17 protein-coding genes are annotated in these 17,185 nt (G+C 62.1%); 6 read left to right on the top strand and 11 right to left on the bottom strand.

Annotation, left to right across the window (positions count from 1 at the left end):
* Window positions 1–51: 51 nt before the first annotated feature.
* The 4 genes from ACRTG1_RS08735 to ACRTG1_RS08720 are packed head-to-tail and all read right to left on the bottom strand — an operon-like array spanning window position 52 to window position 3,957.
* A complete protein-coding gene (locus ACRTG1_RS08735) occupies window positions 52–717 on the bottom strand; it encodes a hypothetical protein (protein WP_206994820.1) in 666 nt (221 codons plus the stop codon).
* A complete protein-coding gene (fliI, locus tag ACRTG1_RS08730; RefSeq protein WP_245447652.1) occupies window positions 714–2,099 on the bottom strand; it encodes a flagellar protein export ATPase FliI in 1,386 nt (461 codons plus the stop codon). The genes ACRTG1_RS08735 and fliI overlap by 4 nt, the downstream gene beginning before the upstream one ends.
* Window positions 2,100–2,107: 8 nt before the next feature.
* Window positions 2,108–2,824, bottom strand: a complete 717-nt coding sequence (gene flgF, locus ACRTG1_RS08725; RefSeq protein WP_432516096.1) for a flagellar basal-body rod protein FlgF — start codon at window positions 2,822–2,824, stop codon at window positions 2,108–2,110.
* Window positions 2,825–2,832: 8 nt separating this feature from the next.
* Window positions 2,833–3,957, bottom strand: a complete 1,125-nt coding sequence (locus ACRTG1_RS08720; protein ID WP_206553686.1) for a DUF1217 domain-containing protein — start codon at window positions 3,955–3,957, stop codon at window positions 2,833–2,835.
* A gap of 144 nt (window positions 3,958–4,101) precedes the next feature.
* Between ACRTG1_RS08720 and motA the strand changes: the two genes are divergently transcribed.
* The 6 genes from motA to ACRTG1_RS08690 all read left to right on the top strand — a co-directional run bounded on the left by motA (window position 4,102) and on the right by ACRTG1_RS08690 (window position 9,020).
* Complete coding sequence (motA, locus tag ACRTG1_RS08715; protein WP_113152863.1) at window positions 4,102–4,980, top strand: flagellar motor stator protein MotA; 879 nt, start codon at window positions 4,102–4,104, stop codon at window positions 4,978–4,980.
* Between the two features lie 31 nt (window positions 4,981–5,011).
* Window positions 5,012–5,950, top strand: coding sequence for a FliM/FliN family flagellar motor switch protein (locus ACRTG1_RS08710; protein WP_206553685.1), 939 nt, complete (start codon window positions 5,012–5,014; stop codon window positions 5,948–5,950).
* Between the two features lie 25 nt (window positions 5,951–5,975).
* Window positions 5,976–6,362, top strand: a complete 387-nt coding sequence (gene fliN / locus ACRTG1_RS08705) for a flagellar motor switch protein FliN (RefSeq protein WP_222473998.1) — start codon at window positions 5,976–5,978, stop codon at window positions 6,360–6,362.
* Window positions 6,363–6,394: 32 nt separating this feature from the next.
* Window positions 6,395–7,405: a FliG C-terminal domain-containing protein gene (locus ACRTG1_RS08700; RefSeq protein ID WP_113152860.1), complete on the top strand. Its 1,011-nt coding sequence runs from the start codon at window positions 6,395–6,397 to the stop codon at window positions 7,403–7,405.
* Between the two features lie 87 nt (window positions 7,406–7,492).
* Window positions 7,493–8,563 (top strand): flagellar biosynthesis protein FlhB, encoded by a 1,071-nt coding sequence (gene flhB, locus ACRTG1_RS08695; protein WP_206544139.1) that lies wholly within the window; start codon window positions 7,493–7,495, stop codon window positions 8,561–8,563.
* Between the two features lie 16 nt (window positions 8,564–8,579).
* A complete protein-coding gene (locus tag ACRTG1_RS08690; RefSeq protein ID WP_113152858.1) occupies window positions 8,580–9,020 on the top strand; it encodes a hypothetical protein in 441 nt (146 codons plus the stop codon).
* A 6-nt stretch (window positions 9,021–9,026) separates the two neighbouring features.
* Here the strand turns inward: ACRTG1_RS08690 and ACRTG1_RS08685 are convergent, their stop codons facing one another.
* The 7 genes from ACRTG1_RS08685 to ACRTG1_RS08655 form a co-directional block, all read right to left on the bottom strand.
* The gene (locus ACRTG1_RS08685; protein ID WP_297564899.1) at window positions 9,027–9,680 is read right to left on the bottom strand and encodes a response regulator transcription factor; all 654 of its coding nucleotides are present in this window, start codon (window positions 9,678–9,680) and stop codon (window positions 9,027–9,029) included.
* A gap of 12 nt (window positions 9,681–9,692) precedes the next feature.
* Complete coding sequence (locus ACRTG1_RS08680) at window positions 9,693–10,385, bottom strand: helix-turn-helix transcriptional regulator (protein WP_113152856.1); 693 nt, start codon at window positions 10,383–10,385, stop codon at window positions 9,693–9,695.
* Window positions 10,386–10,645: 260 nt separating this feature from the next.
* Window positions 10,646–11,734 (bottom strand): ABC transporter ATP-binding protein, encoded by a 1,089-nt coding sequence (locus tag ACRTG1_RS08675; protein WP_206553683.1) that lies wholly within the window; start codon window positions 11,732–11,734, stop codon window positions 10,646–10,648.
* The gene (locus ACRTG1_RS08670; RefSeq protein WP_432516095.1) at window positions 11,731–13,419 is read right to left on the bottom strand and encodes an alpha-amylase family glycosyl hydrolase; all 1,689 of its coding nucleotides are present in this window, start codon (window positions 13,417–13,419) and stop codon (window positions 11,731–11,733) included. Before ACRTG1_RS08670 ends, ACRTG1_RS08675 begins: the two co-directional genes overlap by 4 nt.
* An 8-nt stretch (window positions 13,420–13,427) precedes the next feature.
* Window positions 13,428–14,564, bottom strand: a complete 1,137-nt coding sequence (locus ACRTG1_RS08665; RefSeq protein ID WP_113152853.1) for a carbohydrate ABC transporter permease — start codon at window positions 14,562–14,564, stop codon at window positions 13,428–13,430.
* Complete coding sequence (locus tag ACRTG1_RS08660; protein WP_206544332.1) at window positions 14,561–15,523, bottom strand: carbohydrate ABC transporter permease; 963 nt, start codon at window positions 15,521–15,523, stop codon at window positions 14,561–14,563. Before ACRTG1_RS08660 ends, ACRTG1_RS08665 begins: the two co-directional genes overlap by 4 nt.
* 282 nt (window positions 15,524–15,805) lie before the next feature.
* Window positions 15,806–17,161, bottom strand: a complete 1,356-nt coding sequence (locus ACRTG1_RS08655; protein WP_432516094.1) for an ABC transporter substrate-binding protein — start codon at window positions 17,159–17,161, stop codon at window positions 15,806–15,808.
* Window positions 17,162–17,185: the final 24 nt, after the last annotated feature.

The raw sequence follows: 17,185 nt of genomic DNA, 5'->3' as shown, positions 1-17,185 counted from the left end.
TCTATGCGAACATGTCTTCCGGCACTTTAGGCAGCCAGTCTTGTGCGGGCCTTACGTGCCGTTGCCGGCGTCGGCGGAAAGCGTGATGACGAGTTCGCGTGAGGTGATCACTTCCCAGTGGCCATTCTTCCACTGGATACGGGAGATGCGGCTGCCATCGGGCAGGCGCGAACCGCGCTGGAGCATCCAGTAGCCATCTTCGTCTTCGATCATGGCGCGGCCGCCGACCACGTGAACCAGGCGAAAGCCCGGCTCGTCTCCGGGGAAGGGCTGATCCTCGAGCACCGCCGCCGGTCCACGGTCCACGGTGCCGGTGGCGGTGTAATCCACCTGCGGCAACGGGATCATGTTGGTGGGCAGACGCGCGCCGATGAGCGCGGGCAGGGCGTCGCGCGATGGGCCTTCCGGCGTGGGACGTCCGGCAAAGGTCATCGGGCGCACGCCGAACTGTTCCTGATTGAAGAAGATGTACCAGGGGAACATGGCGCAGACGGCGGCGAGGCCGATCCCGCCCAGCATGATCATCCAGTCGCTGCGGCTGCTGCTCGGCGTGTGCAGCATGCCGGGCTTTGGTATGCGCCGGGGCAGGAAACCGGACCTGCGCCGTGGCGCTGCCTTTGCCGCCTGCGGGGGATCGGGCATGGGGTCTGCTGCGGTCGGGTTGGGCTCCGTTCGCCGCCCGTCCGGAAGTTCGAGACTTGCCAGTCTGATTGTCATTGTACCGGCTCCCCGGCTTTCAGTTTCATCGCCAGATCCGTGAAGGGATCGGCGGAGCGTTGATCGTTCGGCGACTGCGTGAGGGCGTCGTAGATGAGCGGGATCTGCCGCACGGCCTGATCGAGCTCGGGGTCATGACCGGGCTGATAAGCGCCGAGCAGGCGGATGTCGCGTGTGTCCTCGAAGCGGGCGATCATGGCGCGCAGCCGCGTGACGAGGCGCTTTTCGTCCGGGGTCCAGGCCCGGTCCGCAAGACGCGAGATCGAGGCCAGCGGATTGACGGGTGGAAAGCGCCCCTGTTCGGCAATCGCGCGGTCGAGCACCACGTGACCGTCGAGAATGCCGCGCACTGCATCGGCCACCGGGTCATTGTGATCGTCGCCATCGACCAGCACCGACAGGATGGCGGTGATGGAGCCGCTTCCCGTCTCGCCGGGGCCGGCGCGTTCCAGAAGGCGGGGGAGTTCGGTGAAGACCGAGGCCGGGTAGCCGCGCGCGACCGGCGGTTCGCCGGCTCCGATGGAGACCTCGCGCAGGGCGTGGGCAAAGCGCGTGATGGAATCCACGATGAGCAGAACCCGGTCGCCACGGTCGCGGAAATATTCGGCGATGCTCATGGCCGTGTCCGGCGCACGGCGGCGCATCATGGCGCTTTCGTCGCTGGTGGCGACCACCGCCACGGATTTCGCCATGCCCTGCGGGCCAATCGTGTCTTCGAGGAACTCGCGCACTTCGCGGCCACGCTCGCCAACGAGCGCGATCACCACCGTGTCGAATGCGTCGGCATTCGCCAGCATGGAAAGAAGCGTCGATTTGCCGACGCCGGAACCGGCGAAGACACCAAGCCGCTGCCCGTGGCAGAGCGGTGTGAAAATGTCGATCACGCGCACGCCGGTGCGGAAACCTTCCGAAACCCGCTGGCGCTGCATGGCGGGCGGTGTGACGGGGGCCTGGCCCGTGGTGACCGGTCCGCCGGCGGGCGCAGGGCCGCCATCTGCGGGGCGTCCGAGCGCATCCACCACGCGGCCACGCCATGAGGGGCCGGGGGCGAGGCTGAGCGGTCCGCGATTGAAGACCGCTTCGCCGAGCCCGACTTCACCGGCCCGTTCATAAGGCGCAACCACCACGCCGTCGCGGGCAATCCGCACGACTTCGCCCGCACCCGCAGCGCCGCCATTGCGGCCGCGACGCGACACGAGATCGCCAAGCCTTGCCGTTTCCGACAGGCCGCGCACGCTGTAATGGCTGGGTGAGACCTCGCTCACCCGGCCGCCATGGCTGACGAGAAAACGCGCATCGCCTGCAATCCGCCGATAGGCTTCTTCCAGGGCGGTCAGCACGGTTTCCCGTGGCGGCGTTGCGGAGGAGGGCAGTTCTGTCACGGTGATGCTCACCCACCCAGAAGCTTGATGGCGTCCTTGAGCGCGGTGTCGCTATCGCTCATGAGCGCCGACACGTGCTCGAAGGTGCGCTGCACTTCGATGAGGTTCATCATCTGCTGCACGGGATTGACGTTGGCTTCTTCCACAAAGCCCTGCGCCACGCCGACGCCGGGCTGATCGACAACGGGCTGTGCGTCATCGGCAACGAAGCCGGAATTGCCGAAGCGGGCGTAGTTTTGCGAGGGGGCGAACTCATAGAGGCCGATGGCGCCGACAAGCTGGCCATTCTGGCGCAGTGTGCCATCGGCGCTGGCTTCCGGCGGGCCGGCCAGCGGATCGAGCAGCAGCGGCGCGCCGCCGGCATCAAGCACCGGGTGCCCGTCGAGGCTGACCAGTTCGCCCGTCTCACGCATGGTGAAGCGGCCATCGCGCGTGACCACGGTTCCCGCCGGTGTTTCGAGCCCAAACCAGGCTTCCCCCTGTACCGCGAAATCGAACGGGTTCTTGGTTTCGCGCAGGCCCCCTTGATGGGTGTCGATGTTGGGGGAGCCGGGTGCGGCGAAAGAGACGGAATCCGGCCCGTCGCCGCTCACCAGATCCCGGAAATTCACCGATGTGCCGCGAAAGCCCACCGTGCCGGCATTGGCCACATTGTCGGCCAGTGTTCCAAAGCGCTTTTCCAGTGCGACCTGAGAAGAAAGAGCGACGTAAAGTCCGGTCTGCATCTGGTCTGCTACCTCTTTAACTGCGCAATGGTGAAAAGCATGTCGGTGGAAATGCCGAACTCCGCCGGCTGGCTGAACAGCGCGGCGATGGAGGTCTGCTGCGAGCCGGAGGGGTTTTCCAGCTCCCACATGGTGGTGAAGCGCTTCAGGAAATCCTCAAGCTTGTCGGGATCCTTGAAGTCCGCGATCTCGACGCGCTCCTTGATCATCTCGACCTGCTTGTCGATGTCGGCCTGCGCCAGCGCAGGGGGAAAGCCGAGCGCGGTGCGCACCACCTGCGCGATGGCCTTGTCGGCCAGCAATTCGTAGTAGGAGCGGAATTCGGGGGCCTTGCGCTGGAAATAGAGCGCAAGCCGCACGCCCTCGTTTTCCTTGCCGGCATCCTCTTCGAGCGTCTGGCGCATATAGCGCTCGACGGCCAGATTGTTGGCGATGTTGTAGGTCGTCGCGTCCTCGCCATAGCGGGCGAAGTTGAACGCTTCGGCCAGCGCCCTGTAGCGTTTGTCTTCGGTCTGGTTGGCCGGGCTTTGCGGGTCGTCGATCCCGCCTTCGAGCACCGAGCGCAGGAAGCGGAGGTCGATCACCTCCTCGACATCGAAGCCATGCGCCATGAGCGCGAAGGTCAGCATCTCCTGATCGCCCATCAGATCGTCGACCGATTTGATGTCGGGGATCTTCGCCAGATAGTTGTTGAGGCTGGCGATCAGCGTCGGGTCGTTTGGCGGGACGCCATTCTTGATGGCGCGCGTGAGATATTTGTCGACGGTGCCCTTCTGGGCCGGATTGTAATTCGTGGTGTCGGGGCCGCCAGCGGCAAAATTATAGGTGCGGGCGAACTCGATATAGCGCTTGTCGGTCAGCTTGTTGGCGAAGCTTTCCGGGTCGCTGATGCCTTCTTCAAGCACCTTCACCATGAAAGCCTTGGCATAGGCCATGTCTTCCAGACCGTGCGCCTTCATGGCGTAGCGGAACAGGCGGTCATCATTGACGAATTCCTCGATGGAGGTCACCCGGCCGATGTTCTGCTGATAATATTCCGTTTCGCGCTGCACCATTGGCTGGGACTGGACGCGCTCCAGCGAGCGCGACAAGTCGCGGTTGATCAGGTTGTAGCTCGTGAACGTGTTGATCAAGGCGCACCCTCCGCCATCTTCGGTTGCGCCAAATTAGTCTGCGTATCTTGCGCGAGGCTTTCCGCACGCCGTTCCGGGATTCAAGCCTCACGCAAGCCACGGCGGGTACACAGGAGAAAAGGCCTGTAAAAGATGGCGGTATAGATGGGTATTCTTGTCGGACTCGTGGTAACGCTCGGCTGCGTGATTGGCGGCTACATGGCGATGGGCGGCCATGTGGACGTGCTTCTCCAGCCCTGGGAGGTCGTGATCATCTGCGGCGCGGCTTTCGGAACGTTTCTGGTCGCCAATCCGATGTCGACGGTCAAGGACGCCGGCAAAGCCTGTGTCGAAGCCCTGAAGGGCTCGGTTCCCAAGGAAAAGGACTATCTGGAGACGCTGGGCGTTCTTCACAGCCTGATGCGGGAACTGCGCACCAAGTCGCGCAGCGAAGTGGAAGCGCATATCGACAATCCCGAGGAATCGGCGATCTTCCAGTCCTACCCGACGGTGCTGGCGAACAAGGATCTGACCAGCTTCATCTGCGATTACTGCCGCATCATCATCATCGGCAATGCCCGTCCGTTCGAGATCGAGGCGCTGATGGATGAGGAAATCCAGACCATCCGCCGCGACAAGCTGAAATCCTACAATGCGCTCGTTGCGGTGGCCGAGGGCCTGCCGGCGCTGGGCATCGTTGCGGCGGTGCTGGGCGTTATCAAGGCCATGGGCGCCATCAACGAGTCGCCTGAAATTCTGGGTGGCCTGGTTGGCGCGGCGCTCGTCGGCACCTTCCTCGGCATTTTCATGTCCTATGCGGTGGTCGGTCCGATCGCCACCAAGATCAAGATCGTGCGTGAGAAGAAGAACCGGCTTTACGTGATCGTGAAGCAGACGCTGCTTGCCTACATGAACGGCTCGCTGCCGCAGGTGGCGCTGGAGTTCGGCCGCAAGACCATTTCGGCCCATGACCGGCCGACCATCGATGCGGTGGAGCAGAGCACGATGAATACCGGCGGGGCCGGTGACAAGCAGGCCGCGTGATGCGCGATCGTCAACGGAGCAACAACCGACCATGGCGCTGACCGAAGATCCAGAACTGATGCGTGCGCTCGTCGTGGAGCGTCTGGTGGGAGCCACCGGCGATCCGCGCCGCGTGTCGGAAGCAGCGCGCTCCTGTGCGACCCGCGCCCTGACGCGCGTGATGGACGCTCTGGAAGAAAAACTCCCCGCAGCGGTGAAGGTTGAGCTGATCGATGTGGAGATCGTTCGACTGGCGGAATTGAAGCCGAAGGAAGATTGCTGCGACGCGCTCGCGGTCATCGCCGGCGAAGTTTCGGGCGATGCGCTGACCATGCGTCTTGACCCGACGGCCATCTCCATTCTCGTGGGGACGATGTTTGGCGGCAATCCGGAACTGCCGGCTGTTCCGCTGCAGCGCCCGCCATCGGCGATTGAGCGCGATGTGGCGGCGCTGACATTTGATATTTTCGCCAAGGCTCTCAATGGCAAGGGCGCTCGCTCGCTTGGCCTGCGCCTTTTGCTGCCGACCGTTCAATCGGGAGCGGATTTCCGCCGTTTCGTCGTTCGCGACGGGCCGGGCGTGCGGATGCGCTTCGCTATCGGCGGTGAGGAAAGCGGCGGCGTTCTTACGGCCTGGATGCCCCAGCGCCTGCTTCTGGAAGCGCGGGAGCTGGAAGGCAGCGACCAGCGCCAGCAGAATGCGAAGGCGGCCGACTGGCACAATCGTTTCAGCGATGAAGTGATGCGCTCCAATGTGCGCATTCGCGCGACCATCCCGCTGATGCGCATGGCGCTCGGCGAGCTTGCCTCGCTGCACGAAGGCCAGGTCATTGAGTTCGGTGACGGCGCGCAGCCCGAGGCGCGGCTGGCGGTGCGCGACAAGACGGTGTTCACCTGTGATTTCGGCAAGGCCGGACATCACTACACGGTGCGGATCAAACAACCCTTCGATGCCCGCAAGGACGTCGTCGAAGGTCTTCTGGCGCAATGATGCGCCGGGAACGCGGTGAAGGAGAATGACTATGACCAATGCCGAGCCTGAGCCGCAGGAAAACGGCGAGGAAGAGCTCAACAAGGCCATTGAGGAGCTGAAGGACGTTCTCCACGAGGAAACGTCGGGCACCAGCGGCGAAGCCGGGTCTTTTGCGAGCAATCCCGAACTGGTGATGAGCATTCCGGTTGAGGTGCAGATCGTTCTGGGCAGTGCGGAAATGCCTGTTTCCCAGCTGATGGCGCTCAAGAAGGGATCGACGGTTTCGCTGAACCGTCGTGTCGGCGAGCCGGTGGAGATCGTGGTGAACGGCCGGCGCATCGCGCGCGGCGAGATCACGCTGGTCGAGGATGATCCTTCGCGCTTTGGCGTGAAGCTTACGGAAATTGCCGGCAGGGCTTCTGCCCAGTAAACTGGATTGCGAAGAGAAAGGTCGGATTGGTCATGACGGAAGCTCTGGCTCTGACACAGGCGCAGAAAGCGGCCACCATTCTGGTGGCTATGGGCAAGCCCGCAGCGGGCCGCCTGCTCAAATTCTTCAAGCAGGATGAGCTCAAGGCGCTGATGGAAGGCGCACGCCTTTTGCGGACCATTCCGCAGGCGGAGCTGGAAAAGGTGGTCGGCGAATTCGAGGCCGAGTTTACCGAAGGCGCCGGCCTGCTGGATTCTGCCGACAGCATTGACACCATTCTGACCGAGACGCTTTCCGAGGAGGAGATGAACCTCCTCATGGGACGCAACGACCCGAAGGCCGGCGAGGCCGAGGAAATCTGGGCCGAGCTGGAAAAGCTGAAATCCGAAGAGCTGATCGAACTGGTTTCGAGCGAGCATCCGCAGGTGATCGCCGCCATTCTGAGCGGTATTTCGCCGGCGATTGCGGCCAAGGTTCTGGTGAGCCTGGAAAAGGCGCTGCGCACCGCCGTTGTGGCGCGCATGGCGGCCACCGGCGACATGCCGGCTGCGGCCAAGAAGCTGATCGAGAACCGCATGGCCGATCTGCTGCGCGACATGCGCGCCGGCAAGGATTCCACCGTGGGTCTGGCGCGCGTGGCTTCGCTGCTCAACGAACTCGACAAGGAACAGGCCGACGAGGTCATCCACGAGCTGGAGCGCAGCGGCACGAGCGATGTGAAAGCCATCCGTTCGCAGCTCTTCAGCTTCGAGGAGATCGTTCTTCTCGACCAGAAGGCGCGCGTCGCCCTGTTCGACGGTCTTTCGAGCGATCTTGTCACGACCGCGCTGCGCAATGCTTCGCCCGATGCGGTGGAGGCGGTTCTTTCCGCTCTTGGCCAGCGCACGCGGCGCATGATCGAGGCGGAACTCAGTGTCGGTTCCGAGGATGTGCCGGAGACGGAGATCCATCAGGCCCGCAAGCGCATTTCCGCGATGGCGGTTCAGCTGTCGCAGCAGGGCAGTTTCGAACTGCCCGGAATGCAGCAGCAGGCCGCCGCCTGACGCTTTTCGCAAGGCCTGTCCGGGTCGCGCCTGACAAGGCGTTCCGGGCGGCCGGTCTGGTCTGAATGCGTTTGAGCGAAGGGTCTGATGGCGGAAGGCGCTGACAAGGAAAGCAAAACAGAAGAGGCCACGGAGAAGAAAATCCGTGACTCCGTCGAGAAGGGACAATTGCCTTTCTCGAAGGAGGTGCCTGTTTTTGCATCTTTTCTGGCGATACTCACTTTCACGATCTTCTTCGCCCAGGACAGCGCGGTGCGGCTGAGCAGCTTCCTGTCGACCTTCCTTGAACGGGCCGATGGCTGGGCGCTCGAAACCCGCTCGGATGCGATGGCGATCTATCAGCTGGTGTTCTTCGAGATCGCCAAGGTGGTCGGCGTCGTGATGCTGCTTCTGGTGGCCGCCGGCATTTCAGCTTCGGTGTTGCAAAACACGCCCCGTTTCGTGCTCGACCGCATCAAGCCGAAGGTCTCGCGCATCTCGCTCAAGGAAGGCTGGAGCCGCATCTTCGGCGTCAAGGGCATGGTCGAATTCGCCAAATCCCTTGGCAAGATCCTTGTGGCGGGCGGGTTCCTGATATTTGCGATGCGTGAGGCGGAGACCCGCCTGCTTGCCGGGATGATCACCAATCCGGTCGAGTTCAGCACGGTCATCCGCGACATTGCTGTGGAAAGCCTCGTGGTTGTCACGCTCGTGGTGGCGGTGATCGCGGTGGCCGATCTGTTCTGGTCCCGCCATCAGTGGCGTGTCGACCTGCGCATGACCAAGCAGGAAGTGAAGGATGAGCACAAGCAGGTGGAGGGCGATCCGATCGTCAAGGCACGCCTGCGCTCACTCGCCCGCGACCGCGCACGCCAGCGCATGATGTCGGCCGTGCCGCAGGCCACGCTTGTGATCGCCAACCCGACGCACTTTGCAATTGCCCTTCGATATCGCCGTGACGAGGACGCAGCGCCCGTCGTGGTTGCGAAGGGGCAGGACCTCATTGCGCTGAAAATCAGGGAGATAGCGACGAATCATAACATCCCCGTCTTCGAAGAGCCACTGCTCGCCCGATCCATGTACAAACAAGTTTCGGTTGATAGTTTGATTCCATCACAGTTCTACAAGGCTGTCGCGGAGCTGATCCGCCGCATCTACAGAACTGGCGATAAACCGTAGTCAGCAGGATTATATTATGGATAAGCAGCCGCATTCGCCTGCTCGCGAAATCATAGTCGCCAATGCCATTCGCGCGGTGGCGAACGAATTGCGTCTTGTCGATGTTGCCGACTACATCGCGTTCATCAGGCTTGAGAGCCTGGCGAGTGTTGCGGATATCGTGGAGTCCGCTGCCGAACTCTATTTCATGCCGGGCACATTACGGTTGGGCCATGGCTGCGATGCGCGTGTTTCGTGGAGCGGAAGCCCGCAAATTTCGCTCGATCTGGAACTGCGCCCGGGTGGCGTGACCGTCTATTTCACGCTCGAACTGAGCGACGACAATGCGGCTGTCGAGGTCAATTACGTGGCCTTTGATGATCCGGCCGAAGACCCGGAAGTGAATTCGCGCTACCTGGCCGATGCGCTGCAGGCTTCGCGGATCGTGCGTAGCGAGCGACCGCTGATCAACGGTTAGCCTTCTTCAGTCGATAAGCCCGTTGCGGAGCGCCTTGGCGACCGCGTGGACGCGGTTGACCGCATCCAGCTTCTGCGTGGTGTTTGCGAGATACTGGTTTGCAGTGTGCACCGACAGGCCGAGGCGCTTGGCGATTTCTTCGCTGGTCAGCCCGTTGGCGGTGAGTTTCAGGCATTGCAGCTCGCGTTTGGAGATCGCTGCGCCTTCGCTGTCCTCGGGGAGCGGGTCCTGCTCCGTGATCTGTGCAAAAAGCGCATTGCACCGGCTGTGCAGGTCGAGCAGCGCGTCGCGCTCGATCTGGATGTTCTGACCGATCATGATGACCGCGCCAAGGTGTCTCTGCTCTGTGGTGAGCGGCAGGACAAGCCCACTGGCCTCATGCGCAGGCGGGATTTCCTCGCTGTGCATGCCGGTGTCGTCACCGGGCATGGCGATGCCCCAGTGAAAGGGGTGAAAGGCCTCGGCGATTTTCTTGCAGAAACGCTTTGGTAATCGACCGGCGAGTTCCTGCGCTTCATCATCTGTCTGCGGGCTTCTACCGGTGAGGGCGGGTGACAGTCGCTGTCTTGTGAGGCCCTTGACCGTATAGAGATGGAACCGGTCGGCACCGGTGCTTTCGGTGAGCTTTTGCAGCTCCTGTGCGATGTCCGAAAGCGTCATTGATCTGCCGTTCTAGATTAGCCCGTTGCGAATGGCCGTTGCGATGGCCATGGCTCGGTTTTTTGCTGCCAGCTTGTGAATCGCATGGGCGACGTAGCTGTTTACCGTGTTGGAAGACACGTTGAGGATGAGAGAGACCTCATCCGCGGTCTTGCCTTCGGAGACCCAGTAAAGGCACTCGCGCTCGCGTTCCGATAAGGGTTCGCCGAGCGCATTGGTCTTTGTTCTGAAGCCTGAAAGGTGGTGGCACAGATTGATGTGCATGCGCCGCAGGTCTGCCGGATCGAGAGCGCCTGGCCGATCCCCGGAAATCAGCGCGATGTAGCGCTTCTTTCCCGCTGGCAATTTGAGGAGGAAGATCTCCTGATGATCATGAAGGCTCAGATTGGCAATGTCTTCGCAGGAGAGAAGGGCGGCAAGTGCAGCCGGGTGCCAGGGGCGTGAGGTGAGGCCGGGAAAGGTGGAAGCAGAGCTTTCGATAAGCCGGGATATGGCCGTCATCCCGACATCTTCGATTGTGTCGAAGCTCCAGTTGGAAACGAGGATCCGGGCCATGCCGGTGGAACTGTCGGGTGCTGCTTCAGCGATCAGGTAGGAGGTGTTGCCACTGTTGGGGCAATAGCTGCGGGCAAGGCTGGCGAGGTCGCGCCGCGATATGGCCCTCAAGGGCCGGACGGATTGCTTTTCGCGTGTATCAGTTGCCATTCGCTCTCATCGCAAATCCCCACCGGCGGGAAGCCGGTATTGTTGGTTTTGCGGATACGCAATACGAGGCCCGCAACGTCCCCCGCCCAGCGTCGAAATCGGTGTCCGTACAACCGGCATGACCGTATAAATACGCTTTGAAACGGGCAGCGCTCTCGGGCCAGAACAGCTTTGTCATTCAGTGGCCCCCCAGTCACCTCGTTAATCGTTAGGTAAGGTTTCGATTCGGGTCAAGAAAAGCTCAAACCGGTTGAAATGCTTCAAATGTAGAACAGAGAACGCCCCTCTTCAGTGAAAAGATGCATCTTTTCTGCGGATGCGGTGAGGCGAAGGCGCTCGCCCCTGGCATGTTTCTGGACGCCGGCGATCTTCACGACGACCGGTTCATCCACATCTTTCACATTTACGTAAACATTCGTGACCTCGCCGAGCCGTTCGACAAAGTGCACTTCGCCTTCGAAGAGAAAGTCATCTCCATCTGCAACCCGCAGATCTTCCGGCCTTACGCCGAAATGGGCCGACGCGCCTGCCAGACTTTCGGGAGAAGGGATGGGAACGGCGACCTGCCTGCCGGAAAGGGAAATCACGGTTTGCCCGCCGGTCTTTTCGATGCGGGCCGGCTGGATGTTCATGGCGGGCGAGCCGATGAACCGGGCGACGAAAAGATTGGCCGGTTTTTCGTAAAGCTCGATGGGCGCGCCGACCTGCTCGATATGTCCCGCCGACAGGACGACGATGCGGTCTGCAAGTGTCATGGCCTCCACCTGATCGTGGGTGACGTAGACCATGGTGGTGTCGGGCATTGAGCTTTTGAGCTTGGCGATCTCGATGCGGGTGGCGACACGAAGCGCTGCATCCAGATTGGAGAGCGGTTCGTCGAACAGGAACACTTTCGGATTGCGCACGATGGCGCGGCCGATGGCGACGCGCTGTCGCTGACCGCCTGAAAGCGCCTTGGGCAGGCGATCAAGATATGGTGTCAGCTGCAGGATCTCGGCCGCTTCCTGTACGCGCTTGTCGATCTCTTCCTTCGGGGCCTTGGCGATCTTCATGCCGAACGCCATGTTGTCGTAGACCGTCATGTGCGGGTAGAGCGCATAGGACTGGAACACCATGGCGATGCCGCGCTGCGACGGTGGGATGTCGTTCACGCGCGCGCCGCCGATGAACATCTCGCCACCGGTGATGCTTTCAAGCCCGGCGATCATGCGCAGGAGCGTGGACTTGCCGCAGCCCGAAGGGCCGACGAAGACGATGAACTCGCCTTCCTCTATGTCCAGGTCGATACCGTGGATGACCCTAGTATTGCCGTAGCTCTTCTGGATGTTCTTGAGCGAGAGATCCGTCATGTCTCCATCCCCTTGCTGCCGAACCAGCTTGCATAGGCCGGCAGCGTGACGATGCCGTCCTCCACCGTTCCGGCTGCGCCGGAATCGGCCATGGTCGCATAATCCTGGACATCGAGCGTCAGCGTGACCGGCCCGTCGCTCATGTTCACCGCCACCAGAATGGCGTGGCCGGCCATGGAGCGCTCGAAGACAAGCACCTCCTCAGTGCCTTCCCGGAAGGTGATTCCGCCCTTGGCGAAAACGGGATGGCGGGCGCGGAAGGCAAGTGCATTGCGATAGTGCGACAGGAGCGTGTCCGGCCCCTCCTGCGCCGAGACGGCCAGATGGAGGTGCTCCGGCGGCACGGGCAGCCACGGCTTTGCGCCGGAGAAGCCGCCATTGACCTGCGTTTCCGACCAGACCATCGGGGTGCGGCATCCATCGCGCCCCTTGAAGGTCGGCCAGAACTGGATGCCATAGGGGTCCTGCAGGTCTTTCAGGTCGAGTACGGCTTCGGTGAGGCCCAGCTCCTCGCCCTGATAGAGGCAGACGGAACCGCGCAGCGACAGAAGCAGCGTCGTGGTCATCTTCAGGAAGGCGTCGCGGTCGTGGACCTGATCGGCCCAGCGCGAGGCATGGCGCACCACGTCATGATTGGAGAAGCTCCAGCACGACCAGCCATCGGGCGCCTTGTCGCCGAATGCCTCGATGACGCGCCGGACACGGCCCGGCGTGAGCGGTTCCTGCGACAGGAAGTCGAAGGAATAGCACATGTGAACCTTGTCGCCGCCGCTCGTATATTCGGCGACAATGTCGAGGCCGCGCTGTGCATCACCCACTTCGCCGACAGCCGTGGTGCCGGGATATTCATCGAGCAGCGCACGGAAGCGTTTCAGGAATTCCAGGTTCTCGGGCTGGTTCTTGTCGTAAAGGTGGTTCTGGAAGTTGTAGGGATTGACCGCAGGCGCGATGGAGGCGTTGCGCTGGTCCTGCTCGAGCGGCGGATTGTCTTCCAGACCGGCCGAGTGGACATAGAAATTGATCGTGTCGAGACGGAAACCGTCGACGCCGCGTTCCAGCCAGAAGCGCACCGTTTCAAGCAGCGCGTCCTGAACATCGGGATTGTGGAAGTTCAGGTCCGGCTGGCTGGCCAGGAAATTGTGCAGATAATACTGGCAGCGGCTCGTGTCCCATTCCCATGCGGAGCCGCCGAAGATCGACAGCCAGTTGTTGGGCGGGCTGCCATCGGGTTTCGGATCGGCCCAGACATACCAGTCGGCGCGTGGATTGGTGCCGTTCTGCCGGCTTTCCACGAACCAGGGATGCTGTGCGGAAGAATGCGAGATCACCTGATCGATCATCACCTTGAGACCGAGCCGGTGGGCCTCGGTGATCATGGCGTCGAAATCGGCCAGCGAACCAAACATCGGATCGACCTGGGTGTAGTCGGAGACATCATAACCGAAGTCGAGCATGGGCGACTTGAAGAAGGGTGACAGCCAGATCGCATCAACCCCAAGCGCAGCGATGTAGGGCAGACGCTGGGTGATCCCTTTGAGGTCGCCGATCCCGTCGCCGTTGGAATCCTGAAAGGAGCGCGGATAGATCTGGTAGATGACCGCGCCGCGCCACCAGTCGGCGTCTTCGGCGTGGCGGCTTACGGCTCCGGGAGCATGTTCCAAGGGAGCATCGTGAAGGACATTCATGGGAGCGGTCAGCCTCCTTTGACGGACCCGGCCAGAAGGCCGCGGACCAGGTAACGTTGCAATGCGAAGAAAACGAGAATGGGCACCACGATGGCCACGAAGGCCGATGCGGTGAGGATTTCCCAATTGCCGCCACGCGAACCGAGCAGTTCGCGCAGCCGGCCGGTCAGCACCAGCTGTTCTTCATTGTTTCCAAGGAAGACGGTGGCGACGAGCAGGTCGTTCCAGACCCAGAGGAACTGGAAGATGGCGAAAGAGGCGAGTGCGGGAAACGACAGCGGCAGAATGATCTTGCGGAAGATCTCGAAATCCGACGCGCCATCGACGCGCGCGCTTTCGATGATCTCGCGCGGCAGGCCGGCCATGTAGTTGCGCAGGAGATAGATGGCGAGCGGCAGGCCGAACCCCGTATGTGCGAGCCAGATGCCGATGAACGACTTGCCGATGCCGATCGTGTTGTAGAAGCGCAGAAGCGGGATCAGCGACATTTGTAGCGGGACGACGAGCAGGCCGACAATGGCGGCAAGCAGAAGCGCGCGGCCCGGAAACTCCATCCATGCGAGTGCGTAGGCCGCATAGGCCGCAATCAGGATCGGGATGACGGTCGCCGGAATGGTCACGGTCATCGTGTTGATGAAGCTCTTGCCGAGCCCTTCGGAGAACAGGACGTTTTTGTAATTTTCCGTGGTGAAGCGCGGCGGCTCGACCGAGCTCACGAAGATGCGCTGGCCGCGGCCGGGTTCGGGCTGTTCGGCATAGGTGATGGTGTAGTCGCCACTGGCCTCGACGGTGAGCATGCCACCGTCGCGCAATTCAGCGCTCTCGCCGACGGCGAAGGCTGAAGGCGCGCGCGATGATATGCCGAAGCCGACGGCCTTGCCGCTGCCATCCTCGAACACATTGCCGGTGAGCACGTAGCGGCCGTCTTCCAGCGTGGCGTTTTCCGGCGGGGCTGCGCGTGCGACCACGTTGCGTTCGGACGCGGTGAGGGCGGTCCACCAGCCGCTCACGGCGAGCTGGTCCTTGTCGCGAAGCGATGAGACGAGAATGCCGAAGGTCGGCAGGGTCCACAGCGCCACGAGCAGGAGGACGGATATGTTGACAACCCATGAGAGGGCAGGGCGCGAGCCGACGGGCGTGCTCATTTCATGTCCTTCCGTGCTTCGCGGATGTTCCAGATCATGATCGGCGTGACCATGGCCATGATGACCAGCGCGATGGTCGAGGCGCGGCCGAAATCGAGCCCGCGGAACATCCAGTCGAACATGTAATTGGCGAGCACCTGGCTGCCCCACTGGCCGTTGGTCATGGCCAGCACGATGTCGAACACTTTGAGAACCAGAATGGTGATGGTGGTCCAGACCACGGCGATGGTGCCCCAGATCTGCGGCACCTTGATCTTGTAGAAAATCTGGAAGGGCGAGGCGCCGTCGATGATGGCCGCCTCGATGGTCTCTTCCGGGATGCCGCGCAGCGCGGCCGAGAGGATGACCATGGCAAAGCCGGTCTGGATCCAGATCAGGATGACCATCAGGAAGAAATTGTTCCAGAAGGGGATGGTGATCCACGCCTGTGGCTCGCCACCGAAGAAGGTGACGACGGCGTTGAGGATGCCGATCTGTTCGGAGCCTTCGGCGCGGTAATCATAGATGAATTTCCAGATCACGCTCGCGCCGACGAAGGAGATCGCCATGGGCATAAAGATGAGGCTCTTGGCGACATTGCCCCAGCCGATGCGGTCGGTGAGGGCGGCGGCGATGAGGCCGAAGAAGGTGGCGGCGGCGGGCACGACGATGAGCCAGAGAATGTTGTTGCGCATGCTCTCGCGGAAGGCTGCGTCCTTGGCGAGCCAGGCGTAATTGGCTCCGCCGACCCAGGTTTCGCCGCTCGGCCCGTGGAACGACAGGAAGATCGAGTTGATGACCGGATAGACCAGATAAATGCCGAGAATGACGATGGCCGGCCCCAGAAAGAGCCAGGGGCGGATGCCGTTGGCGGCGTTGATGTTGTCCGCGACGCGGCTGCCGCGTGGCGGATAGATCAGGTCGAGGAGCCGGTTGGAACCCCAGAAATAGCCGAAGCAGGCGGCCACGCCGAGCACCATGACAAGCACTGCCTGGACGAGCTTGATGTCGGGCAGGACCGTGTTGAGCGCGGTGAAGACGGCGACGGCGCAGAGCACCGCAAAGATGATGCCGGCAATCATGATGCCAAGCGCAATCACCATATTGAAAAGGAAGCGGCCGAGGCCCGATGGACGGGACCGCGGGGCGGCTTCGGTCGAGGAGATGGCCATGTCAGCCTCCTGGGCGCATGCCGGCTGTGCCGGTGCTCCCACCCCGCATGCTCAATGGCGGCGGGGTGGGGCGGTGTTGCATGCGCAGTCCTACTTGATGGCGTCCCATTCCTTCTGGATCTCGCCGGCGACCTCTTCGGCGGACTGGCCGCCGACATAATCGATCATGCCGGTCCAGAAAGCGCCTGCGCCGATCTTGCCAGGCATCAGGTCGGAGCCGTCAAAGCGGAATGTGGTCGCATTGGTCAGGATTTCGCCCTGCTTGCGCAGCGCATCATTGGCGTAGGCCTCCGGGTTCACGCCCTTGTGCGGGGTGAGGAAGCCGGCCTGCGCCATCCAGATTTCATGCGCGATGGGCGTCTTCAGGAATTCGATGAAGGCGCGCGCCACATCCGAATCCTTCGTGATGGCGAACACGGTGCCAGCACCCAGAACCGGGGTGCCGAGATCCTTTTCCGCATAGGCCGGCAGGTAGAAAAAGTCTGCGTCGCGGCCAAGCTGCGTGCCCTCGGGGAAGAAGGAGGGGATGAAGGACGCCTGCCGGTGCATGTAGCATTTCGGCGGGACGGCGAAGAGGCCTTTGGGGCTGTCGCGGAAGTCGGTGGAGGCCACGGCGCCGGCGCCGCCATCCACATAGTCGTCATTGCGCGCGAACGCGCCGAATTCCTCGATGGTCGCCACGACGCGTTCATCGTTGAACGGGATTTCATTGGTCACCCACTGGTCGTAGACCTCGGGCGACTGGGTGCGCAGCATCAGGTCTTCCACCCAGTCGGTGGCCGGCCAGCCGGTTGCGCCGCCCGAACCGAGACCGATGCACCAGGGCGTTTCGCCATCGGCGACGATCTGGTCGGAAAGCGCCTTCAGTTCTTCCATGGTCTGCGGCACTTCATAGCCCGCATCCTCAAAGTTTTCCGGCACGTACCAGACCAGCGATTTGACATCTGCCTTGTAGGGGAAGGCGAAGAAGGCCTTCGCCCCGTCCTTGCCGGCATAGGTGCCGAGATCCACCCAGGACTGGCCGGCAGCATAGTTTTCCTTCATCCAGCCGGCAGTTTCGTTGCCGAGCGGCACGAGCAGGCCCTTGGAGGCGAGGTCGCCTGCGAGGCCCGGCTGCGGGAAGACTGCGACATTCGGTGCGCTGCCGGCCTGCGTGTCGATGACGATCTGCTGCTCGAAGGAGTCGGAGCCTGAGTAATTGACCTTTGCGCCGGTCGCTTCCTCGAAATAGGCGGTGACGGATTCGATCAGATCCTTGTCGGAGCTGAGCCAGGGGCCGAACAGGCTCATCTCCTGGCCGGAGAGATCGTGCGCGGCCTTGAAGTCTTCGAAACTCTGCCAGTTGAAACGGGCATCCTCGCCCGGGGCGAATTTGAGATCGGCGGCATGGGCGACGCTGCCGGACAGTGCCAGGGCAAGCGCGCCAATAAGCATGGACGTCTTCATGGTTCCTCCAATTGCGGCCGGAGC

Source organism: Nitratireductor sp. PBL-C9 (genome assembly GCF_050877045.1).
Lineage (GTDB): Bacteria > Pseudomonadota > Alphaproteobacteria > Rhizobiales > Rhizobiaceae > Nitratireductor > Nitratireductor aquimarinus.
This window is presented reverse-complemented; position numbering and strand designations above follow the sequence as displayed.